Here is a 22,627-nt window from a genome sequence, read left to right as displayed (position 1 = left end):
AAGGAAAATCTGAGTGACTGACGTCAACGTCAACACAATCAACGCGGCATCGGATGCCGACCTCGCCTCACTGAAGGTCGCCGACCTGCAGAAGCTCGCAGGTCGTCTGGGCATTCCCGGCGCCTCGAAACTTCGCAAGGGGGATCTCGTGGAGGCCATCACCGCCGTTCAGAACGGAGCAGGCGCTCCCGCGGAGCTGACGCTCCAGCCAGAGCTCCTCGAGGCCGAGGCTCCTGCTGAGGCAGTCGCCACGGAAGCGGCCACGGAATCGGCTCCGGCCGAGGAGGCGCCCGTCGAGGCCGCTCCGGTCCAGGAAGCCCCCGTCCAGGCGGCTCCCGCTGCTGAGGCCGCACCGGTCGTCCGCAAGCGCGGATCCCGTCGGGCCACGACGGCTACCGTCGTCGAGGCGGCCACGTCGGCTCCGGCCGCTGAGCCGGCAGCAGCCGAGGCTCCCGCAGCCGACGCATCGGTCGACGCGCCCGCCGCCGACACCGCTTCGGATGCACCCGCGGACGCACAGCCCGCAGCAGACGCACAGGGCGAGCCCGCCGAGCAGCAGGAGCGCACCGAGCGCCCCGAGAAGCGCTCGCGCGGCAACCGCCGCGGCCGTGGCAAGAACACGGACGCCGACACCACGCAGGCTGCTGCCCAGGACGACGCTCCTGCGGCCGAGGGCCAGGACGCCGCTCGCGACAACGCTCGTGACGCCGGCCGTCAGGACCGCCAGGAGAACGGCCGCGACAACGGCCGCAACCGCCAGCAGGACGCAGGCCAGGGCGACGCCGAGCAGAGCCAGCAGAACGACGCCGAACAGGGCGACGCCGAGCAGGGCCAGCAGCAGGGCGGACGCGGCCGTGGCCGTGGACGCAACCGAGGCGGTGACCGCAACGGCCAGAACGGTCAGAACGGTCAGAACGGTCAGAACGCCGACCAGGCCGCCGAGAAGCAGGGCAACCAGGACGCACCCAAGCAGGGCGGCAACCAGGATCAGCCCAAGCAGGGCAACCAGCAGCAGGGTCAGGGCAACCAGGGCCGCGGCAACCAGCAGCAGGGCGGCAACGCTGCAGACCTCGACGGCGAAGGCCGCGGCGGTCGCAGCCGGTACCGTGACCGCAAGCGTCGTGGCAGCGTCCAGGGCGACGAGATCGAGCCCGAGATCGCCGAGGACGACGTCCTCATCCCGGTCGCCGGCATCCTCGACGTCCTCGACAACTACGCGTTCGTCCGCACTTCCGGCTACCTGCCGGGCACGAACGACGTCTACGTCTCGCTCGGCCAGGTCAAGAAGTACAACCTCCGCAAGGGCGACGCCGTCGTCGGCGCCATCCGCCAGCCGCGCGAGAACGACAACAACAGCCGCCAGAAGTACAACGCGATCGTCAAGGTCGACTCCGTCAACGGCCTGTCCGTCGACGAGGCCGCCGAGCGCGTCGAATTCGGCAAGCTGACGCCGCTGTACCCGCAGGAGCGCCTCCGTCTCGAGACGGAGCCGACGAAGCTCACGCAGCGCATCATCGACCTCATCGCCCCCATCGGCAAGGGACAGCGCGGCCTCATCGTCGCCCCGCCGAAGGCAGGCAAGACGATCGTCCTGCAGCAGATCGCGAACGCCATCTCGATCAACAACCCCGAGGTCCACCTCATGGTCGTGCTGGTCGACGAGCGTCCGGAAGAAGTCACCGACATGCAGCGCACGGTGAAGGGCGAGGTCATCGCCTCCACCTTCGACCGCCCTGCAGAGGACCACACCACGGTCGCTGAACTCGCCATCGAGCGCGCCAAGCGTCTCGTCGAGCTCGGCCACGACGTGGTCGTCCTCCTCGACTCGATCACGCGTCTCGGCCGTGCGTACAACCTCGCTGCTCCGGCATCGGGTCGTGTGCTCTCCGGCGGCGTCGACGCCGCCGCGCTCTACCCGCCGAAGCGCTTCTTCGGGGCTGCGCGCAACATCGAGAACGGTGGATCGCTCACGATCCTCGCCACGGCGCTCGTCGAGACCGGTTCCAAGATGGACGACGTCATCTTCGAAGAGTTCAAGGGCACCGGCAACTCGGAGCTGCGCCTCTCGCGTCAGCTCGCCGACAAGCGCATCTTCCCGGCCGTGGACGTCAACGCGTCCTCGACTCGCCGTGAAGAGATGCTGCTCGGCGCCGACGAGGTCAAGGTCACCTGGAAGCTGCGTCGCGCCCTCGCCGGTCTCGACCAGCAGCAGGCGCTCGAAGTGGTCCTCGGCAAGCTCAAGGAGACGGCGTCCAACGTCGAGTTCCTCGTGCAGATGCAGAAGTCGATGCCGGCTCCCACCTCGCACAGCCACGGACACGAGAACAACCACCGCTAGCTGTCCCGACCGACCCCACCAGGCCGCTCCGCACCGTCGGAGGAGGCCAGGTGGGGTCGGTCGTTTCACCGGCACTGCGGGATGATGGTCATGGAGGATGGAAATGTTCGAATCAGTTGAGACGCTCATCGTCGAGCACAGGGATCTGCAGGATCAGCTCGCCGACCCGGCGGTCCACGCCGACCCGGCACGTTCCAAGAAGATCAACCGCCGGTACGCGGAACTCTCCAAGATCATCGCGGCGTACAACGCCTGGAACGCGACGATCGAAGACCTCGAGGCGGCCAAAGAGCTCGCCAAGGAGGACGAGGCGTTCGCCGAGGAGGTGCCAGCGCTCGAAGAGCTGCTCGTGACGAACCAGGAGAAGCTGCGCCGTCTGCTCATCCCGCGTGACCCCGACGACGGACGCGACGTCATCATGGAGATCAAGGGCGGCGAGGGCGGTGCGGAGAGCGCACTGTTCGCTGCAGACCTCCTGCGCATGTACCTCCACTACGCCGAGTCCAAGGGCTGGAAGACGGAACTCCTCGAACGCACCGAGAGCGACCTCGGCGGGTACAAGGACGTCCAGGTCGCCATCAAGTCGAACGCGACCGACCCCTCGCAGGGCGTGTGGGCGCACCTCAAGTACGAGGGCGGCGTGCACCGCGTGCAGCGCGTTCCCGCGACCGAGTCCCAGGGACGCATCCACACCTCCACGACCGGAGTCCTCGTCTTCCCGGAGGTCGACGAGCCGGAAGAGGTCGAGATCAGCCAGAACGACCTCAAGATCGACGTCTACCGATCCAGCGGCCCCGGCGGGCAGTCCGTCAACACCACCGACTCCGCCGTTCGCATCACCCACCTGCCCACGGGCATCGTGGTGTCGATGCAGAACGAGAAGAGCCAGCTGCAGAACCGCGAAGCCGGCATGCGCGTCCTGCGCGCCCGCATCCTCGCACGGCAGCAGGAGGAGCAGGCCGCCCTCGACAGCGCTGCCCGCAAGACGCAGATCCGCACGATGGACCGCTCCGAGCGTATCCGGACGTACAACTTCCCGGAGAACCGCATCGCGGACCACCGCACCGGCTACAAGGCCTACAACCTCGACGCCGTCATGAACGGTGCCCTGGAACCCATCATCGAGTCCGCGATCACGGCGGACGAGGAAGCACGTCTGGCCGACATCGGCGACCAGAGTTGAGCCGCCAGAGCGGGCTGTGACGGCCCGGGGGAGTGCGCGCGGCCGGACGACGGCCGGCGCGGTCACCCAGCTCGGCACCGAGGTCAGCATCAACCTCGGGTCCGCCCTCGCGGGACTCGCTATCCCGTTGGTCGGTGCACCTGTGGTGGTGGCCGTGCGGCAGATCGTCATGGTCGCGGTCGTGGCGCCGTTCTCCAGGCCCCGATTCCGTGACCTGTCGTGGCGGAAGCATTGGCCGGCGATCCTGCTCGGCCTCGACCTCGCGGTCATGAACCTCGCGTTCTACCAGTCGGTGCACCTGCTGGGGCTCGGCATCGCGGCGACCATCGAATTCCTCGGACCGCTCGCCATCGCCCTGCTCAGTTCGAGACGTGTGCTCGATGCGATCTGTGCGATCGTCGCCGGTGCCGGCGTGGTCCTCCTCACCGGATTCGACGGGACGATCGACGTGTGGGGCGTCATCCTCGCGCTCACGGCGGCTGCGGCGTGGGCCGGGTACATCCTCCTCACCAGGCGGGTCGCGATGACGTTGCCCGGACTCGAAGGACTGACCGTCGGCGGCGTCGTCAGCCTGGTCATTCTCGTGCCGTTCGCGCTCATCGGCATCGGTTCCGCGCAGTTCTCCTGGGCGACCGTCGGACTGCTCATCGCGATCGGCGTACTGTCGTCGGCGCTGCCGTACAGCCTCGACACGTTCATCCTGCGACGCATCCCGCCGCGCCTGTACGCGATCATCACAGCCTTCGGGCCGGTCATCGCGGCGTTCTTCGGCTTCCTCCTACTCGGTGAGGTGTTCACCCTCGTGGAGATCATCGCGATCCTCGTCGTGTGCGTCGCGGCCGGAACGGCGATCGTGACGCAGCGGGAGCAGCCCCAGTCGCCGCTCGAGCGGACGGCCGAGGGCCTCACCTAGGCGCTGGGTTCCTGAGTCAGCCTCCGGCCCCTGAGCCTGCCTCCGGACCCTGAGCCTGTCTCCGGTCCCTGAGCCTGTCGCCGGTCCCTGAGCCTGCCGAAGGGCCTCGCATCCCGGTCCCTGAGCCTGTCGAAGGGCCTCAGCCGAAGACGACGAGCACCGCCAGACTCGCCGCGATGGCTGCCGCACCGCGTTCGCCCGCCGCCACGGCCGCGGCCATGCTGAGCAGCTGCACATGGGCGAGCACGTAGTCGTCGGCGTTGGGCAGTCGCCGCGTGCGCGTGCGGGACAGGGCGCGATGGGTCGCGTTGCGCGCTGCGGAGTCGGGGCAGTGGTCGATCAGCGATGCGACGGTCGAACGCACCACGCGCCCGAGGTCGCGCCCGCGGCGGTCGATCGCGAACTGCGCCGCGCGACGGAGCCGGGTGGCGAGGACGGCTCGTTCGTCCGCCGTGAGTTCTGGGACGGCGATCCGTGTGGCGTGGCCGACGAGGGCGTCGAGCGGCACGCGCTGGTGCGCGGACGTGCGGTCGAAGTGCTGCGGGCGAGGGGGCAGGATCGTCGTGGGCATCGGGTCATCGCTTTCATCGGGATCGGGTGATCACGTACAACATATCAGATGACTAGTAACTGGCCCTCCTTTCTCGGCTCCCGTCCAGCTTCCTCCTCTCGTAACTCCTTCGATCTGCGTCCGGCGTCGCCGAAGAACCCCGGATTTCCGGGGTCGGCGATCGGGCGATGTCTCGATCGAAGGAGTTGTGCTCGATGCTGTGAGGCACTTCGACAGGCTCAGTGACCGGAGCCCGGTCCCTGAGGTCGTCGAAGGGTGGCGTCGCGGGAGGCCGGTCCCTGAGCTTGTCGAAGGGCGGAGTCACCGAGCGCGGGATCGCCCGCGGCACGGTCTCGGCTCAGGCGGAGCGCACGTCGATCGTCGCCGGCTGCGCCGCATCGGCACTGAACACCAGGTGGCGGTTCGCGACCTTGTCGGCGAAGAACCGGTCGTGACTCACGACCACGACCGCACCGGGGAAGTGCAGGAGCGCCTGCTCCATGACCTGCGTGCTCGCGAGGTCGAGGTGGTTCGTCGGCTCGTCGAGGAGGAGGACCGATGCGCCGGACAGGAGGCACTGCGCCATCGCCACTCGGGCGCGCTGCCCGCCGGAGAGGTTGCCGATGCGCTGTTTGAGGTCGGCTTCGGAGAACTGGAACATCGCGAGGAACCGTCCGACGGATTTTCGCGTCGCGGTGAATGCGAGGCTGCCCGGCATCGCGTTGACGGCGTGCGTGACGGTGTCGGCGTCGTCGAGTTCGTCGAGCATCCGGTTGTAGGAGACCGCGTCGGTTCCCGCCGTCCAGACGACCTCGCCGGCGTCCGGACGCTCCTCGCCGGTGAGGATGCGGAGGAGCGTCGACTTGCCGCTGCCGTTGGCGCCGAGGACGACGATGCGGTCGCGCCGGCCGATCTCGAAGCTGAGATCGGAGAAGAGCGTGTGGTCGCCGTACGCCTTGCCGAGGTCGCGCACCCGGCACAGGGTGTCCTTGACGTGGAGCCCGCCGTAGATCTCGGTGATGATCTGGTCGACGGGACGCGGCGCGCGGGACTTCTTGATCTTCGCGAGCTGGTTGCCGAGCCCCTTGCTCTCCGCTTTCGCCGCCGCACGGCGATCGGAGATGCCTTCCGCTTCGAATGCGAGGAGTTCTGCTTCGTGCACGAATTGCGCTTCGAGGGTCTTCAGTCGGAACTGCTTCTGTACGACGTACTCGCCGAAGTCGCCCGGGTACTCGTGCAGGTGGAAGTTCTCGACCTCGATGATGCGGGTCACGACGGCGTCCAGGAACTTCCGGTCGTGGGACACGATGATCGCGGCGCCGCGGAAGGAGCGGAACCAGGACTCGAGCCATTCGACGCCGGCGACGTCGAGGTAGTTGGTGGGTTCGTCGAGGAGGAGGACGTCCGGCGCTTCGAGGAGGATCTTCGCGAGCGCCGCACGGTTCCGCCAGCCGCCGGACAACGCGTCGATCGGGCAGCTGCGGCGTGCCTCGTTGAAACCGAGGGTGGTGAGGGCCGTGTCGATGTGGCGGCGGTAGTCCCAGCCGTCCAGTCGGTCCATGTCCTCGAAGAGCGTCGCCTGCCGTTCGATGTGGCGGGTGACGGCATCGGTGTCGTTCGGGTCGGCAGCGATGGCCGCGTCGATGGAGGCGAGCTCGGCTTCGATCTCGTGGATGTGCGAGAAGAGGCCTTCGAGGACTTCGGTGATCGTGGAGGCGCCGTTGAGCTCGGAGAACTGGGAGAAGTAGCCGATGCGGAGGCCCTGTTCGACCGTGACGGTCCCCGTCTCCGGTTCGACCTGTTCGAGGGCGAGTTTCAGCAGGGTGGACTTGCCGGAGCCGTTGCGGCCGATGACGCCGACGCGGTCGCCGGTCTCGAGGCGGAAGAACGCTTCGCGGAGAACGGGGGTGTCTCCGAATCGTACCGTGACGTCGTGCAGCCGGATCAGGCTCATCGTGGTCCTCTCGATGGTCGGCCCTCGTGGGCCAGGGACGCCGACATCGGGTGAGGCCTGTCCGCTTCAACCGTATCCGTAGTCGGATGCGAAAGCGCCCTCGTGATCTGGCGTGAACAACAGGTGTTGACCATTGAATATTCAACCCTGCGAAATGTCGACATAGCATATTTAAGCTGAAAGAGTGGTCGTGAACCGCCAAATTACAGGAAGCGGCGGGTATCAGAGGAATGGGAGTAGCCATGATTACATTGGCGATGCGAGGGACGATCGCGTTGGTCTGCGCCGTCGTCGGGATCGTTGGGCTCGGAGACATCTCTGGGACGAGCGCGGAAGCTAGCGAACAACCTGTGTCCGAAATTGTGACCGTGAGTCAAAGCGTCAGTGTGGATTCTCGGTACGTTTCGACCGTCTCTACAGTAGCCGCGACACACTTGGAAACGGGCCGAACGGAGACCCCGTTCTCGATCCCTCCCCAGGGCGGTTGCAGCTGGGCAAATCTGACCGGAACCTTCAACTCTCACTACGTCAATGGGGGCCTTGTCGGAGTCGACGGGTTCTATCAAGGCAGTGTTGGGTGTTCGGTGACAGGGCCAGATCAATCCATGGCCCACATGTCAAATATCGTTCGTGTCTACAAGGACCACTCGGTGGTATCCGATGGATCGATTGGAGAGTGCAATGAGACGCGGGCGGCGTGCTTGTTCGCTCACTCAGCAGGTGAGTACGTGTGCACGCTCTATGCTGCGTGTGCTGGCGTCTACCAGCTCATGCACTATCCGACGATGCTGCTGCCGGAGGGCTGGGCATGGACTTCATGGCCTCCCGAGTGTGATGCTTGGGGTGGCAATCGGGAGTTGCATTGCACCGGTTACTCGGACACGATCGTGATCACGCCGACTATCCCAGTGCTGATCTGAGTGTTGCACCCTATCTGGTCAGCGGAGAGTCTCGAGGCGCTGCAGGAGTCGGAACGAGTCGCACTCGACGGCGGCCGGCGAAGCCTCGAAGTCGATGACCTCGTCGGCGCGCTCCTGCCGCCGGCGGCCGGGCGGGCGGCAGCGCTGCTCGAACGATTCGAGTTCGAGGCGATGCGCAGGAGCCCCGGTGAACTGGGCAGCGCGCAGCGTCGTCGATCGTCGGCACCTGCTATGCGTTCCGAAGCGCTCTCCGCAGTACTGCGCGGGGCGTGGATCTCGTCAAACGCGTCAGTCCTGGGGCATGTCACGACCGCGCATCTGCTGGGCTGCGCTCTGTCCCATCCCGATGCGCAGGGGCACACCATCGATGCACTTCGAGATGGCTGGACATCGTCGATGTGGGATGCGCTGAGACAGGCGACCCGTCGTCCGGAGACGCCGCTCGCTTCCGTTCCGGATCGGTGGCGCATCGACATGAGGATCCCACCTGGGCCTGGTCACGGTGGCGAGATCGGGCCCGGCTCGTTCCGGCGTCTGGACGAGAGCCTCTGACGACGGGACCGAGCGCGCCCCTGTGCCGCGAGCGCGGGTGGGGCCAGGGGCGCGCTCGCGACGGGGATCCGCGGGTGCGCGAGCGCATCGCGCTGACGAACCAGAGCAAGCAGGGGCAGGGCTAGATGAAGTACTCGGGGTCGAGCAGCGCGAGACCGTGATCACCGGCGCCGCGCGGCTTGGCGACGGCGGGGACCCCCACGAGGAGGCTCTGCGGAGGGGCATCCTTGGTCACGACGGCGTTCGCACCGACGATGCTGCCCGTCCCGATGATGATCGGCCCGAGGATCTTCGCTCCGGCGCCGATCGCGACTCCGTCGGCGATCGTGGGATGCCGCTTCCCCTTGCCGCGACTCTTCCCGCCGAGCGTGACGCCGTGGTACAGCATCACGTCGTCGCCGACCTCGGCGGTCTCGCCGATGACGACGCCCATGCCGTGGTCGATGAAGAACCGACGACCGATCTTCGCACCTGGGTGGATCTCGATGCCTGTGAGGAACCGGGTGAACTGCGACAGGAACCGTGCAGCCGTCTTGAAGCCGCGCACCCAGAGCCGATGGTGCACCCGGTACGCCCACACGGCGTGGAGACCGGAGTAGCTGAGCACGACCTCCGCGTTGTTCCGAGCGGCGGGGTCGTGGACGCGCGCGGCCCTGACGTCCTCGCGCATCCGCGACAGCATCCCCATCGATCGTTCCTAGTCGCGCAGGTCGTCGTACATCGCGGTGGAGAGGTAACGTTCTCCCGCATCCGGGATGATCACCACGATGTTCTTGCCGGCGAACTCGGGACGCTTCGCGACCTCGAGAGCGGCCCACGTGGCGGCGCCGGCGGACATGCCGCCGAGGATGCCCTCGTCGGTCGCGAGCTTCCGCGCCGTCGCCAGCGCGACATCGGTCTGGACGGGGATGATCTCGCTGAAGATCGACGTGTCGAGGATGGGCGGGACGAAGTTCGGTCCGATGCCCTGGATCTTGTGACCGCCGGCGCGACCCTCGCTGAGCAGCGGGGAGTCGGCGGGCTCGACGGCGACGATGTGCACGTCGGGGTTCTTCTCGCGCAGCCACTGGCCGACGCCCGTGATCGTGCCGCCGGTGCCGATGCCGGCGACGAACACGTCGACCTTGCCGGCGGTGTCCTCCCAGATCTCCGGAGCGGTCGTCTTCTTGTGGATGGCGGGGTTCGCCTCGTTCTCGAACTGGCGGACCCAGACGGCGCCCGGGGTCTTCGCGACGATCTCCTGGGTCTCCTCGACCGCGAGCTTCATGCCCTTGGTCGGGTCGGTCAGGACGATCTCCGCGCCGTATGCCCGGAGGAGCATACGTCGCTCCTTGCTCATGGACGCCGGCATCGTGAGGATGACCTTGTACCCGCGGGCGGCGCCGACGAGGGCGAGGGCGATGCCCGTGTTGCCGCTCGTGGACTCGACGATCGTTCCACCCGGCTGCAGCTGGCCTGAGGCCTCTGCGGCATCGACGAGGGCGACGCCCAGGCGGTCCTTGACGCTCGAACCCGGGTTGTAGAACTCGAGTTTCGCGAGGACCGTCGCGCCGAGGCCGTCCGTGAGGCGGTTCAGGCGGACCAGGGGGGTGCGGCCGTAGGCCTCGGTGATGTCGTTGTAGATCGTGCCTGCCACGTTCCGGCCTCTGCTTTCGTCGAAGGGGTGTCCTCCCAGACTATGTCCAGAGCGACTCGGATGGGCCTGTATGACGAGCAGACGCTGTCCATGCGTGTTAGGCGATGGTGCGGAGCGGCTGCGCTGGAGGCGCGAACGACACTCGACTCGGCCTGTTGATCCGCGGATCGCAGGCGAACGCGCTGCGGTAGGCTCGTGGCGGTCATCCGAGCCGATCATCCCGAGCCGGCCATCCTCGATGCAGACAGCGCCCAATGCAGATTCCTTCCTCCCCGTCCCCCGTTCCCTCCGGGCCTTCGGCCTCTGGTCTTCCGACGACCGTCGCCGATGCGCGTGAGCGGGCGATCGGCATCCTGACCACGGCGGGCGTCCCATCGGCCGACGTCGACGCCGAGCTGCTCATCGGCCATGTCCTGGGCTTGGGCAGGGGAGCCGTGCAGGCGGCCGCCATCACTGGACGCGCGATCGAAGCGGTCGATGCGGCGGAGCTCGCGACCCTCGTGGAGCGCCGTTCCGCACGCGAACCCTTGCAGCACATCACCGGCCGGGCGGCGTTCCGCTCACTCGAACTCGCCGTCGGACCGGGCGTCTTCGTGCCGCGGCCCGAGACGGAGACGGTCGTGCAGTTCGCGATCGACGCCCTCCGCGCGGTCCCGACCGAGCACCCCGTCGGCGTCGACCTGGGAACCGGCAGCGGCGCGATCGCCCTCGCGATGGCGACGGAGGTGCCCCACGCATCGATCCACGCCGCCGAGAACTCCGTCGACGCGTTCATCTGGACGAAGCAGAACTTCCGCGAGTTCGGAGCCGACAACACCCGACTGGTCTTCGAGCACCTGGCTGACGCCTTCCACGACCTCGACGGGACGGTCGACGTCGTCATCTCGAATCCGCCGTACGTGCCAGACGAGGCGATCCCACGCGATCCCGAGGTGCGGCTCCACGACCCGGCGGCGGCGCTCTACGGAGGGCCGGACGGTCTCGACGTCGTGCGCGAGGTCTCGACGACGGCCGCGCGACTCCTGCACCCCGGCGGGACGCTCATCATCGAGCACGGTGAGCTGCAGGGCGCCGCGATCCGCGACATCCTGACGGCCGACGGCTGGCACGCGGCATCGACCCACCGCGATCTGACCCTCCGCGACCGCGCGACGATCGCGTTGCGCTAGCCCTTCGACAGGCTCAGGGACCGGTGGGGTCTAGCCCTTCGACAGGCTCAGGGACCGGCCGCAGGGACCGGTCACTGAGCCTTGTCGAAGTGTCGATTCGGCCCCTGTCGCGTTACGGGGTCGCCTCGACGAACGCGTCGATCGCGGCGTTGAGGCCGTCGATGTCGAACGAGCCGTCGTCGGCCTTCGTGAAGTGGAACGCGTGCATCCCGACCTCGCGGGCGCCGTCGCAGTTGGCGGCCGAGTCGTCGATGAGGATGGCGCGGTCTGCCGTGACCCCGTAGCGGCCGAGCGCGCGGGTGTAAATCCGTCGTTCGGGCTTCTCGGCTCCGAGCACCGCGGACACGAGGTCGTTCTGGCCGAGGAGCGGCGCGACCTCCGGTGCCAGCACGGGGAAGGAGTCCTTGAAGGGGATGGGGTTGTTGGAGAGCAGTGAGACCGTGCCGAGGGAGAGCGTGCGCTTGAGCGCGTCGATCGCCCCCGGGATCGGCGTCATCGCGGCGTGACGAGCCTCCTGCCACTCCTCGAGCGTGAGTGCGTGCCCGGTGACCTCGGCGAAGATCGTGAGGTACTCCTCGCTCGTCGAGTACTCACCGATGTTGGCCGCGCTCTCGTAGCCGCCCTCCCACCAGTCCTTGGCGAGCCGGTACTGGCTGACGCCGCTCAACCGGCTGAGCGCCGGGAGCCGTTTGCGGAAATCGTAGTCGTAGAGGGTTTTGTCACAGTCGAAGAAGAACACGCGAGGAGCCACCTCCCCAGTATGGTCGCTGCCGTGTGGTCATCCGGCGGTTGGTGCTGCACATCCGTGCACAACGGTGGCGATCCGCATCGGGACGTCACGAAGCGGCCGGCGACAGGGCCCTCGACGTCCTTCCAGCCGCCCACGAAGTAGACTGACGCGGCGACATGGGACCGGCGAGGCGTCCCGCGCGCATGATCTGCGGAGGGGTGTCCGAGTGAGCCGTCCTGTGACCGGGTGCATCGTCATGTACCAGAACGATCGCACGAAGCTCGAGGCCGCCATCGGTTCGACGCTCTCGAGCGGCAACGTCGAGAAGCTGTACCTCGTCGACAATTCCCCGACCGATGAGCTCCGCGACCTCGCCGACGACCCGCGCATCGAGTACCTCCACAACCCCGCGAATCCGGGATTCGGCGCCGCCCACAATCTCGCCATCGCGGCCGTGATCGGCCACTCGAAGTATCACGTGGTCATCAATCCGGACGTGTACTTCGAGGCGGAGGCGATCGACACCCTCGTGGCGTTCATGGATGAGCACCCAGAGGTCGGTCACACGATGCCGAAGGTCCTGTATCCCAACGGGGACATGCAGTACCTCTGTAAGACGAACCCGACGCCCTTCGACCTGTTCGCGAGGCGGTTCCTGCCCGCTCCGCTCCAGAAGCGGTTCGCGAAGCGCATGGCCGCGTACGAGTACCGCGACAAGGACCGCAATCCGTCGCACGACTACAACCGGACGATGTACGACATCCCGTACCTGTCCGGATGTTTCATGTTCCTTCGCACCGACACCCTCGAACGCGTCGGCTTCTTCGACGAGCGCATCTTCATGTACATCGAGGATGCGGATCTGACCAGGCGGTTCCTGCAGGTGTCCCGAACCGCGTACCTGCCTGCGGCGACGATCCACCACCACTTCGAGAAGGGGTCGCACCGGAACCGGAAGCTCATGTGGTACTCCATCCAGGGAGCGTTCGTGTACTTCAGGAAGTGGGGGTGGTTCGGCCGATGACGAACACTGCAGACGGCGGCGGGCACCGGCCGGCCGAAGCATCGAAGCCGCGCATCCTGGTGACGGGGGCGACGGGCTTCATCGGCACGAACCTGGTTCCCGTCCTCAGCGACGCCGGGTTCGACGTCGTCCCGTTCTCGCTCCGGGGCTGGCGCGACGAGCCGTTCCCCGCGGGGATCGACGCCGTCGTGAACCTCGCGGGCAAGGCGCACGACCTCGATGGGAAGAGCTCGCCCGACGAGTACTTCCGGATCAACACGGAGCTGGCCGAGCGCGCGTACTCCGCGTTCCTCGCGAGCGACGCGCACACCTTCGTCCAGCTCAGCAGCGTCGCGGCCGTCAACGAGGAGAGCGTCGCAGGCGTCCTCGACGAGTCGGCTGCACCGCATCCGCTGACGCCGTACGGCAGATCCAAGCTCGCGGCGGAACGCCTCCTGCTCGCCGTCGAGCAGCCCGAGGGCAAGCGTGTGGTGATCCTGCGGCCCACGATGGTCCACGGACCAGGCGACCCCGGCAATCTCGGGCTCCTGTTCGGCCTCATCTCCCGCGGTGTGCCGTACCCGCTCGATGCGTTCTCCGGTAAGCGGACGTTCGTCTCGGTCGGCAACCTGTCGTGGGCGATCGCCCAGATCCTCGCGGACGCGCCTGACGTGGGCCGAGCGTCCGACGCGGGCGCGACGCCCGGAACCGGCAACGCACACCGCGTGCCGACGGGCGTGTACAACGTCGCCGACGACGACCCGATCTCGACGGCGGACCTCGTCGACATCATCGGCGAGGTCACCGGCAGACGGGTCCGTCACCTCAGGGTCCCCGCACCGCTCGTCCGCTTCGGAGCGCGCATCGGCGACGTCGTGCCCGTCGTCCCCCTCACCTCCAGGCGGCTCGCGAAGCTCACCGAGGACTTCGTCGTGTCGGGGGACCGGCTGCGTGATGCGCTCGGCGTGGACCGCATGCCGACCCCCACCGTCGACGGTCTGCGCTCATCGATCCGCGCCCTCGCCGACGCCCGGAACCGCCAGACAACGGCGGTCCGCAGCGAATCCAAAGCAGACGATCGGTAGGATTGCCAGGTTATGACCTCCACACTCCCCGACGCCCCCCGCCGGTGGACGCAAGCTCCCGCGCTGCGTTTCGCCGCGAAATCGGCGCTCGACGCGTTCTGCTGGGTGCTGGCCATCGTGGTCGCCCTCGTCGTGCGCTACGAATTCGAATACGAACGCGTCTCGATCCTCGGCACCGTCCTCTTCTGCGTGATCGCCGTCGTGGCCCAGCTCGTGGTCGCGTACATCTGGTCCCACTACCACGGCCTGCACAGCTTCGGGAGTTTCTACGAAGCGAAGCAACTGCTCATCGTCGTGCTCATCGTGACGGGCATCCTCTTCGTCGTGAACGCCATCTTCGGCGTCTCGTGGGGGATCCCGCGCAGCACGACCGTCATCGCGTTCCCGTTCGCGGTCGTGTTCATGGGGATCTGCCGCTACATCAAGCGCCTCTTCATCGACAGCCGGAGCCGCCCGACCCAGGCCCAGCGCGTGCTCGTCTACGGTGCCGGCGCGCTCGGCATGTCGATCGTCCCTCGCCTCATGCAGGACCCGCAGTCGCCGTACCTGCCCGTCGGCGTCATCGACGACGACCCCGGTAAGCGCAATTTCCGCGTCGCGACCGTGCCCGTCGTCGGCACGGGGGACGACCTGGTCCACGCCGCCCAGCACACGGGCGCGAAGGCCATCATCATCAGCATCGCCGATGTCGACAACGCGTTCGTCCGCCGCGTGAGCGAGCTGGCCGACGAGGCGAAGCTGCGGCTCCTCGTCGTCCCGACGATCGACGAGATGTTCGACCCGGCGAAGGGCCCGTCGGCCCCCAGCATCCGCGACCTCAACGTCGAGGACTTCATCGGGCGGAACCCCGTCGACCTCCAGGTGGAGAGCATCGCGGGTTACCTCACGGGCAAGCGCGTCCTCGTGACGGGCGCCGGCGGGTCGATCGGTTCCGAGCTCGCCCGACAGGTCAACCAGTTCGGCCCGGCCGAGCTCGTCCTCCTCGACCGCGATGAGACGGGTCTCCACTCCACGCAGCTGTCGATCTCCGGCCACGGCCTCCTGGACACGCGCGAGGTCGTCCTCGCGGACATCCGCGACTACCCGTCGATCCTCGAGATCTTCGAGGACCGTCGCCCGGACGTCGTCTTCCACGCCGCCGCCCTCAAGCACGCGCCCATGCTCGAGCAGTACCCGGACGAGGCCTGGAAGAACAACGTCCACGGGTCGCTCAACGTCCTGAACGCCGCGCGGGCGGTCGGGGTCGCGACCTTCGTCAACATCTCGACGGACAAGGCGGCCAATCCCACGACGGTCCTCGGCTACAGCAAGCGCGTCGCCGAGAAGCTCACGGCGTGGATGGCGGAGGAGACGGGCGCGAGGTACCTCTCGGTCCGCTTCGGCAACGTCATCGGCAGCCGCGGTTCGGTCCTGCCCGCCTTCGCCGCTCAGATCGACGCGGGCGGCCCCATCACGGTCACCCACCCCGACGTCACGCGCTTCTTCATGACGATCCCGGAAGCGTCGAAGCTCGTCATCCAGGCCGGCGCCATCGGCGACCCCGGCGAGGTCCTCATCCTCGACATGGGCAGCCCCGTCCGCATCCTCGACGTCGCCAAGCGCATGATCGCGGCGAGCGGCAAGGAGATCGAGATCGTCTACACGGGTCTCCGCCACGGCGAGAAGCTCCACGAGGTGCTGGTCGACACCGATGAGGTGAGCGACCGCTCGAAGCACCCCAAGGTCTCGCACACGCGCATCACGCCGCTCGATCCCGCCGAGCTGGACTTCCAGGTCTGGCGCGACACGATCAGCGACGACTCGACCACGCGCTACCTGGTGCAATGACCCCCGTCCTCTGGCTGGTCGCGGCCGTCGCGCTCGTCGTGAGCCTCTGCTCGCAGTTCGTCATCCGTCCGATCCTCATCCACCGCGCGGTCGTCGACACCCCGAACCACCGTTCGATGCACGTCACGCCGACCATCCGCGGCGGCGGCATCGGGGTCACGATCGCCGTCGCGATCGGACTGGGCCTCTCGGCGGTCCTGCTGGACGACGGGCCCCTGTGGGTCGTCGCGGCCATCGCTGTCACGAACGCGGCCATCGGCCTCGTCGAGGACGTTCGCGGCCTCGCGGTCCGCGTGCGATTCGCGATGCAGGTCGTCATCGGCCTCGTGGCCACGAGCCTCCTCGTCATCGCGATGGGCGCGACCCCCTGGTGGATCCCGCTCGGCATCGTCGCACTCGTCGCGTACACGAACATCGCGAACTTCATGGACGGCATCAACGGCATCTCCTCGATGCACGGCTTCGTCGTCGGCGCCTTCTACGCGGTGCTCGGGCTCGCCTTCGACCTCCCCGGTGTGACTGCGGCCGGCCTCGTCGTCGGTCTCGCCTTCCTCGGCTTCCTGCCCTGGAACATCGCGAAACGACGCATGTTCCTCGGCGACGTCGGCAGCTATCTGCTCGGGGGAGCGCTCGTCGCCGTCGCGATCTACGCGTGCTTCAGCGGCATCTCGATCGTCGCCCTCGCGGGCCCCGTCCTCATCTACGTCGCGGACAGCGGCGTGACGATCATCCAGCGCTGGCGCCGCGGGGAGGCCCTGCACGAGGCGCACCGCAGCCACGTCTACCAGCGCCTCGCCGCCGGTGGCCTCGGTCACGCGTGGTCGACCGTGATCGTCTCGCTCGCATCGATCCTCACCGCGGGGCTCGGCGTGCTGCTCGCCTACGGCACGTTGCCCGTGCAGCTCATCGCGGTCGTCGGCATCCTCGTCGTCGTCGGGGCGTACCTCGCTTCGCCCCGGATCCTCGCTCGCGTCCGTCGCGAGGCCCCGAATGGTCTCCCGAACCGGTCCGACGACGTCCAGGGTCCACCCGCGGCGCCGTCGGTATGATTGACCGATAGCCGGGACGCCTCAGTCGGGTGCGTCCTCCCGTTCCCGAACCAGGACGATCCCACATGCCGCAGATCTTCGACTGCCTCGACCAGGGGCAGCTGCTTTCCGGGATGCGTCTCGCCCGGACCTCCCTCGGACGAGGCGAACTCGTCGTGCTCCCCACGGACACCGTGTACGGCGTCGCCGCCGACGCGTTCTCGCCGGCGGCCGTGCAGCGCCTGCTCGATGCGAAGGGGCGGACGAGGCAGTCGCCGCCGCCTGTGCTCGTGCCCGGGGTCAACACGCTCGAAGCCCTCGCGGACACCGTTCCGGACGCCGTCCGTCAGCTCGTCGAGGCGTTCTGGCCCGGTGGGCTCACGATCGTCCTGAACGCCCAGCCGTCGCTCGCCTGGGACCTAGGGGAGACCGCCGGGACCGTCGCCCTCCGGATGCCGGCCAACCCGATCACACTCGAACTCCTGCAGGAGACGGGACCGCTCGCGGTGTCCTCGGCCAACCTCACGGGCGAGCCCGCTGCGAGTTCCGCCGCAGCTGCCGAGGCGATGCTCGGCGAGTCCGTCGCGGTGTACCTCGACGGCGGCCCGAGCGGTGAGCAGTCCTCGACCATCATCGATGCCACGGCTCTCGGCGCTCCCGACGGCCGCGTCACGATCCTCCGCGACGGAGCCGTCACGCGGGAGCAGCTGCACGAGGTCATCGGCGATCTGCTCGCGCCCGCTGCCGAGGAACCCTGGGTGAAGTCGAAGCCCGCGCGCCGCCCCAAGGCGGTCGTGGCGATCGAGGAGCCCGTGGCCGAGGGTGAGCACGCTGCGGGGGACACCGCCGCAGAACTGCCCGCCGCTCCGGCGAAGTCCCCGGCGCGGAAGCCCGCTGCGCGGAAGCCCGCTGCAGCGAAGACGCCTGCTGTGAAGGCTCCCGCAGCGAAGGCGCCTGCTGTGAAAGCTTCCGCAGCGAAGGCGCCTGCTGTGAAAGCTCCCGCAGCGAAAGCGCCCGCTGTGAAAGCTCCCGCTGTGAAAGCTCCCGCTGCCAAAGCTCCCGCTGCCAAAGCCCCTGCCGCGAAGGCCCCAGCGGCGAAGGCCGCTGCTGCAGCCAAAGCCCCCGCAGCCAAAGCCCCCGCAGCCAAAGCCCCCGCAGCCAAAGCCCCCGCAGCCAAAGCCCCCGCAGCGAAGCGCAAGCCCGCCGCGAAGGGCGCTCCTGCTCCTGAAGCATCAGCTGAAGCACCCGAACAGCAGGCGCCGCCGACCCCATGAACCAGTTCTACGGGTACCTGATCGTCCTCGTCGTGAGCGCGGGCATCACCTACGGCATGGCGCACGTCGCGCTCCGCTTCGGGATCAAGTACCGCATCTACCCGCAGATCCGCGAGCGCGACGTCCACCGGACGCCGACGCCCAGGCTCGGCGGCGTCGCGATGTTCGTCGGCATGCTCATCGCGTTCGGCGTGGCCTCCCAGCTGCCGTTCTTCTCGCTCGTCTTCGCCGACCCCGAACCCGTTCTGGCGATCCTCGGCGCCGCGCTCTTCATCGTCGGCATCGGCGTCGCTGACGACCTGTGGGACCTCGACTGGATGATCAAGCTCGCTGCGCAGTTCATGGCGGCGGGGCTCGTCGCGTGGCTCGGCGTGCAGATCTACTCGCTGCCCATCGGCGGCCTCACGGTCGGATCGTCGTGGGTGTCGTTCACGATGACGGTCTTCGCGATCGTGCTCGTGATGAACGCCATCAACTTCGTCGACGGGCTCGACGGGCTCGTCGCGGGCGTCGCGATCATCGCCAACACCGTGTTCTTCGCGTACACCCAGCTGCTCGTCACGAGCACGGGCGCGAGCGACTACTTCAACCTCGCGTCGCTCATCGCGGCGATCCTCGTCGGCGCCTGCCTCGGCTTCCTCCCGCTCAACTGGCATCCCGCCAGGCTCTTCATGGGCGACGCCGGAGCGCTCCTCGTCGGCCTCCTCATGGCGACCTCCGCGGCCGCCGTCACCGGCCAGGTCGATCCTGCGGCGCTCGGCAACACGCAGCTGCTGCCCGCGTTCATCCCGATCATCCTGCCGTTCGCGATCCTCGTCGTGCCGCTCGTCGACTTCGTGCTCGCCGTCCTCCGCCGCCTGCGCGCCGGCAAGTCGCCGTTCAGCGCCGATCGCCTGCACCTGCACCACCGCCTGCTCGACATGGGGCACACCCAGGTGCACGCCGTACTCATCTTCTACGGCTGGACGACCGTCATCTCCGTCGGCTGCCTCCTGTTCTTCGCCGTGCAGACGTGGGTCGCGCTCAGTTTCGTCGTCGTCGGCGTCGTCGCCTGCACGGCGTTCACGCTCGCGCCCATCGGCAAACGACGCCGCGCAGAGCGCGCCGCACAGGTGCTCGAGCACGACGCCGAGGATTCACTCGGACTCGTCGAGTACGATCGCTTGGACGAAGCGTCGGAAGGCCGTAGCCCCGACGCCCCGGTTCCCGACGTGGTCCTCGACACCATCGCCAAGAAAGACACCCCATGAATTCCAATGCAGTGTTCAAGGCCGCCCTCAAATGGGGCGCGCTCCTCGCCCTCGTGATCGCGGTCGTGGGAGGGATCATCGGCTTCTCGCTCGACGGCACGCGCGGCCTCACGAGCGCCCTGCTCGGCACCGCCATGGCCCTCGTCTTCCTCGGCATCACCGCCGGCAGCATCCTCTTCGCCAACCGCTACATCGGTCGTGAATTCTTCGTCGCGATCTTCTTCGGTGTCGTCATGGGCGGCTGGCTCCTGAAGTTCGTCCTCTTCCTCGTCCTCGGCTTCATCCTGAAGGATCAGCCGTGGGTCAACGCCCCCGTGCTTTTCATCAGCGTGATCGTCGGGGTCGTGGGTTCGCTCGTGGTCGACGCGATCGTCGCTGCCAAGGTGCGGGTGCCGTACGTCTCGCACGACGTGCTGCCGAAGCCCGACGAGAACCAGGGCGGTTGAACGCATGCCCCGAACGGCATCCATCGAGCGTCTCGTGAGCGTTCCGCGCAAAAAAATGCGGAATCCTCATGCAGAAAGCGGCTCCTGGGTTCGTCGGAGGCTGAATTCCTTGCTAGAGTTGTCCGTGAATCCTCCCCCTGAACGCGCTTCGGCGTGCAGAGAGGATACATTCCCCCCGTTCGTCGTCGCGAGAGCCGCGCTCCACGCCCCGAAACAGGAGATACGTGCTGTTCGCTAACGCCTTGCACCTGCTCGTCCCGATGGCCGCCAATGATGGTCAGTTCCACGGGCCGTCCATCGATGAATTCTTCCCCGACATCATCTTGTTCGAGGGAACGCCGTTCGCCATCAACCGCATCATCATCATCCGTTTCATCGCGGTGCTGGCGATCCTGCTGTTCTTCTGGCTCTCGACGCGCAAGATGAAGCTCATCCCCGGCCGGGCGCAGAGCCTCGCAGAGATGGCCCTCGACTTCGTCCGCATCAACATCGCGGAAGACCTCCTCGGCAAGAAGGATGGGAAGCGGTTCCTGCCCATCCTGACCACCATCTTCTTTATGGTGATCGTGATGAACCTCACGGGCATCATCCCCGGCCTGAACCTCGCCGGAACGTCCGTCATCGGTGTGCCGCTCGTCCTCGCCGCCGTGTCGTACATCACCTTCATCTACGCCGGCATCCGGAAGAGCCCAGCGAAGTTCTTCAAGAACTCGCTCTTCCCGGCAGGTGTGCCGTGGCCCGTCTACATCATCGTGACGCCCATCGAGCTCGTCTCGACCTTCATCATCCGGCCACTCACGCTGACCCTCCGACTTCTCATGAACATGGTCGTCGGTCACCTCCTGCTCGTGCTGTTCTTCGCAGCAACGCAGTTCTTCATCTTCAACCTCGGCGGCTGGTTCGCCCTGCTGGGTGTCGGAACGTTCGCCTTCGGCTTCGCCTTCACCCTGTTCGAACTCCTGGTGGCCGTCCTCCAGGCATACGTCTTCACCCTCCTCACCGCGGTCTACATCCAGCTCGCGGTCGCAGAAGAGCACTAATCGGAGCCAGGCACACCGCCTGCTCACACATCGGAAGGAAATAACGTGGACGCCACTACCGTTCTCGCTGCTATCAACGGAAACATCGCGACGGTCGGTTACGGCCTCGCAGCCATCGGCCCCGCCATCGGCGTGGGTATCGTCGTCGGCAAGACGATCGAAGGCACCGCTCGCCAGCCCGAGCTGGGCGGCCGTCTCCAGGTCCTCATGTGGATCGGTATCGCCTTCACCGAAGCGCTCGCGTTCATCGGTATCGCGACCTTCTACATCTTCCAGTAAACCCTCTTTCACACCTCAGAAGGAGGAACGATGTCACACGCAGTGATTACAGCTGCAGCGGAGGAAGCGGCAACGCACAACCCGCTGTTTCCTGAGCTCTACGACATCGTCTGGTCGGCGCTCGCTTTCCTCATCATCCTGATCTTCTTCTGGAAGATGATCCTGCCCAAGGTGCAGAAGCTGCTCGACGACCGCGCTGCGGCCATCGAGGGCAACATCGCCAAGGCGGACGAGGCGCAGAAGCAGGCAGAAGCCGCGCTCGAGCAGTACAACGCTCAGCTGGCCGAAGCCCGACAGGAGGCAGGCCGCATCCGCGAGCAGGCTCGTGTCGACGGCCAGAAGATCCTGGCCGAGCTCAAGGACCAGGCAACCGTCGAAGCCGCTCGCGTCACCGCGAGCGCTCAGACGCAGATCGAAGCCGAGCGCCAGGCGGCCGTCGTGTCGCTCCGCGCAGAGGTGGGCACCCTCGCCCTCGATCTCGCAAGCGGCGTCATCGGCGAAACGCTGAACGACGACGCGAAGGCCACGGCCGTGGTCGACCGGTTCCTCGCCGACCTCGAAGCGTCGGAGAAGGCAGCACAGTAATGGGAAGCGCGACCAGAGAAGCACTCGCCTCGTCGAAGGACGCCCTCGCCGCCCTCGGCGCGGGCGCCGATCTGGCCACCGCGGACGGACTGTTCGCAGCCGGCCGGGCCATCGGCAACTCGACGCACCTGAGTGCAGCACTCAGCGACCCGGCTGCCGAAGGCGGCACCAAGTCGGCAGTCGTCGACCGCATCTTCGGATCCCAGCTGGGCGCCCCCGCGCTCGGTCTGCTGAGGACCGTGGTCTCGAGCCGCTGGTCGAGCGAGAACGACCTGCTCGCCGGCATCGAGGAGATCGGCCTCCGCGCCGCATCGATCTCGGCCGGTGCGCAGGGCGACATCGAAGCCGAACTGTTCGAGTTCGGCAACGTCGTCAGCAGCAACAACGAGCTCGAACTGGCCCTCAGCAGCAAGCTTGGCAGCGCAGAGGCCAAAGCAGCCCTCGTCGCCTCGCTGCTCGCCGGCAAGGGCAGCCCCGAGACGGTCAGCATCGTCAGCCAGCTCGTGCAGCAGCCTCGCGGCCGCCGCATCGGCGAACTGCTCCGCTACGCCGCCTCGATCGTCGCAGACCAGCAGGGCCTCGCAGTCGCGACGGTCACGTCGGCCTCACCGGTCGCGGCAGCCCAGCTGCAGCGTCTCGAGCGGTACCTCGCGACCAGCACCGGGCGCAAGGTGAAGATCAACCAGGTGATCGACCCCGCCGTCGTCGGCGGCATCCGCGTGCAGGTGGGAGACGACGTCATCGACGGCAGTCTCGCAGCCCGCATCAACGACCTCCGTCTCAAGCTCGCCAGCTGACCCGACGGCCACCACAACTCAGACGTTGATCCTGACGGATCGCACCTCTCGGAACCGAAGGGTTCCAC

The 22,627-nt window shown here is 67.3% G+C and carries 20 protein-coding genes; 15 read left to right on the top strand and 5 right to left on the bottom strand.

The window, feature by feature from the left end; all coding sequences use genetic code 11:
• Positions 1 to 13: 13 nt before the first annotated feature.
• From rho to ACQ3HB_RS18330, 3 genes are all read left to right on the top strand, one after another.
• Complete coding sequence (gene rho / locus ACQ3HB_RS18340; RefSeq protein WP_430922024.1) at positions 14 to 2,338, top strand: transcription termination factor Rho; 2,325 nt, start codon at positions 14 to 16, stop codon at positions 2,336 to 2,338.
• 103 nt (positions 2,339 to 2,441) lie between these two features.
• On the top strand, positions 2,442 to 3,521 hold the full coding sequence (gene prfA, locus ACQ3HB_RS18335; RefSeq protein ID WP_430922023.1) for a peptide chain release factor 1: 1,080 nt from the start codon (positions 2,442 to 2,444) through the stop codon (positions 3,519 to 3,521).
• A 16-nt stretch (positions 3,522 to 3,537) separates the two neighbouring features.
• Positions 3,538 to 4,434 carry an EamA family transporter gene (locus ACQ3HB_RS18330; RefSeq protein ID WP_430922022.1) on the top strand — a complete coding sequence of 299 codons (897 nt, stop codon included), beginning with the start codon at positions 3,538 to 3,540 and terminating at the stop codon, positions 4,432 to 4,434.
• 139 nt (positions 4,435 to 4,573) lie between these two features.
• Here the strand turns inward: ACQ3HB_RS18330 and ACQ3HB_RS18325 are convergent, their stop codons facing one another.
• From ACQ3HB_RS18325 to cysK, 4 genes are all read right to left on the bottom strand, one after another.
• Entirely contained in the window at positions 4,574 to 5,005 is a 432-nt protein-coding gene (locus tag ACQ3HB_RS18325; protein WP_430922020.1) for a hypothetical protein, read from the bottom strand.
• 337 nt (positions 5,006 to 5,342) lie between these two features.
• The gene (locus tag ACQ3HB_RS18320; protein ID WP_430922019.1) at positions 5,343 to 6,938 is read right to left on the bottom strand and encodes an ABC-F family ATP-binding cassette domain-containing protein; all 1,596 of its coding nucleotides are present in this window, start codon (positions 6,936 to 6,938) and stop codon (positions 5,343 to 5,345) included.
• Positions 6,939 to 8,531: 1,593 nt separating this feature from the next.
• Complete coding sequence (gene epsC, locus ACQ3HB_RS18315; protein ID WP_430922018.1) at positions 8,532 to 9,098, bottom strand: serine O-acetyltransferase EpsC; 567 nt, start codon at positions 9,096 to 9,098, stop codon at positions 8,532 to 8,534.
• Positions 9,099 to 9,107: 9 nt separating this feature from the next.
• Entirely contained in the window at positions 9,108 to 10,046 is a 939-nt protein-coding gene (cysK, locus tag ACQ3HB_RS18310; protein ID WP_430922016.1) for a cysteine synthase A, read from the bottom strand.
• 254 nt (positions 10,047 to 10,300) lie between these two features.
• Between cysK and prmC the strand changes: the two genes are divergently transcribed.
• Positions 10,301 to 11,215 carry a peptide chain release factor N(5)-glutamine methyltransferase gene (prmC, locus tag ACQ3HB_RS18305; protein ID WP_430922015.1) on the top strand — a complete coding sequence of 305 codons (915 nt, stop codon included), beginning with the start codon at positions 10,301 to 10,303 and terminating at the stop codon, positions 11,213 to 11,215.
• A gap of 112 nt (positions 11,216 to 11,327) precedes the next feature.
• On the opposite strand, the gene ACQ3HB_RS18300 is transcribed toward prmC, so the two are convergent.
• Positions 11,328 to 11,966 carry an HAD-IA family hydrolase gene (locus ACQ3HB_RS18300; RefSeq protein WP_430922013.1) on the bottom strand — a complete coding sequence of 213 codons (639 nt, stop codon included), beginning with the start codon at positions 11,964 to 11,966 and terminating at the stop codon, positions 11,328 to 11,330.
• Between the two features lie 205 nt (positions 11,967 to 12,171).
• On the opposite strand from ACQ3HB_RS18300, the gene ACQ3HB_RS18295 reads away from it, so the two are divergent.
• The 11 genes from ACQ3HB_RS18295 (at position 12,172) to ACQ3HB_RS18245 (ending at position 22,559) form a co-directional block, all read left to right on the top strand.
• Positions 12,172 to 12,969, top strand: coding sequence for a glycosyltransferase (locus ACQ3HB_RS18295; protein WP_430922011.1), 798 nt, complete (start codon positions 12,172 to 12,174; stop codon positions 12,967 to 12,969).
• Positions 12,966 to 14,033, top strand: coding sequence for an NAD-dependent epimerase/dehydratase family protein (locus tag ACQ3HB_RS18290; RefSeq protein WP_430922010.1), 1,068 nt, complete (start codon positions 12,966 to 12,968; stop codon positions 14,031 to 14,033). The genes ACQ3HB_RS18295 and ACQ3HB_RS18290 overlap by 4 nt, the downstream gene beginning before the upstream one ends.
• Positions 14,034 to 14,045: 12 nt before the next feature.
• Positions 14,046 to 15,860, top strand: coding sequence for a polysaccharide biosynthesis protein (locus ACQ3HB_RS18285; RefSeq protein WP_430922008.1), 1,815 nt, complete (start codon positions 14,046 to 14,048; stop codon positions 15,858 to 15,860).
• Positions 15,857 to 16,909, top strand: a complete 1,053-nt coding sequence (locus ACQ3HB_RS18280) for an MraY family glycosyltransferase (RefSeq protein WP_430922006.1) — start codon at positions 15,857 to 15,859, stop codon at positions 16,907 to 16,909. The genes ACQ3HB_RS18285 and ACQ3HB_RS18280 overlap by 4 nt, the downstream gene beginning before the upstream one ends.
• 65 nt (positions 16,910 to 16,974) lie before the next feature.
• Complete coding sequence (locus tag ACQ3HB_RS18275) at positions 16,975 to 18,162, top strand: L-threonylcarbamoyladenylate synthase (RefSeq protein ID WP_430922004.1); 1,188 nt, start codon at positions 16,975 to 16,977, stop codon at positions 18,160 to 18,162.
• The gene (locus ACQ3HB_RS18270) at positions 18,159 to 19,412 is read left to right on the top strand and encodes an MraY family glycosyltransferase (RefSeq protein WP_430922002.1); all 1,254 of its coding nucleotides are present in this window, start codon (positions 18,159 to 18,161) and stop codon (positions 19,410 to 19,412) included. The genes ACQ3HB_RS18275 and ACQ3HB_RS18270 overlap by 4 nt, the downstream gene beginning before the upstream one ends.
• A complete protein-coding gene (locus tag ACQ3HB_RS18265) occupies positions 19,409 to 19,858 on the top strand; it encodes a Cg1360 family ATP-synthase-associated protein (RefSeq protein WP_430922001.1) in 450 nt (149 codons plus the stop codon). The genes ACQ3HB_RS18270 and ACQ3HB_RS18265 overlap by 4 nt, the downstream gene beginning before the upstream one ends.
• A gap of 242 nt (positions 19,859 to 20,100) precedes the next feature.
• Positions 20,101 to 20,898: a F0F1 ATP synthase subunit A gene (atpB, locus tag ACQ3HB_RS18260; RefSeq protein WP_430922106.1), complete on the top strand. Its 798-nt coding sequence runs from the start codon at positions 20,101 to 20,103 to the stop codon at positions 20,896 to 20,898.
• A 45-nt stretch (positions 20,899 to 20,943) separates the two neighbouring features.
• The gene (gene atpE, locus ACQ3HB_RS18255; RefSeq protein WP_422781195.1) at positions 20,944 to 21,177 is read left to right on the top strand and encodes an ATP synthase F0 subunit C; all 234 of its coding nucleotides are present in this window, start codon (positions 20,944 to 20,946) and stop codon (positions 21,175 to 21,177) included.
• Positions 21,178 to 21,207: 30 nt separating this feature from the next.
• Complete coding sequence (locus ACQ3HB_RS18250; RefSeq protein ID WP_430921999.1) at positions 21,208 to 21,762, top strand: F0F1 ATP synthase subunit B; 555 nt, start codon at positions 21,208 to 21,210, stop codon at positions 21,760 to 21,762.
• Entirely contained in the window at positions 21,762 to 22,559 is a 798-nt protein-coding gene (locus tag ACQ3HB_RS18245) for a F0F1 ATP synthase subunit delta (protein ID WP_430921997.1), read from the top strand. The genes ACQ3HB_RS18250 and ACQ3HB_RS18245 overlap by 1 nt, the downstream gene beginning before the upstream one ends.
• The last annotated feature ends 68 nt before the right edge of the window (positions 22,560 to 22,627 follow it).

Source organism: Plantibacter lichenum (genome assembly GCF_050587525.1).
Classification (GTDB): Bacteria; Actinomycetota; Actinomycetes; order Actinomycetales; family Microbacteriaceae; genus Plantibacter.
The sequence above is the reverse complement of the archived record's forward strand: the minus strand, read 5'-3'. Positions and strand labels throughout refer to the sequence as shown.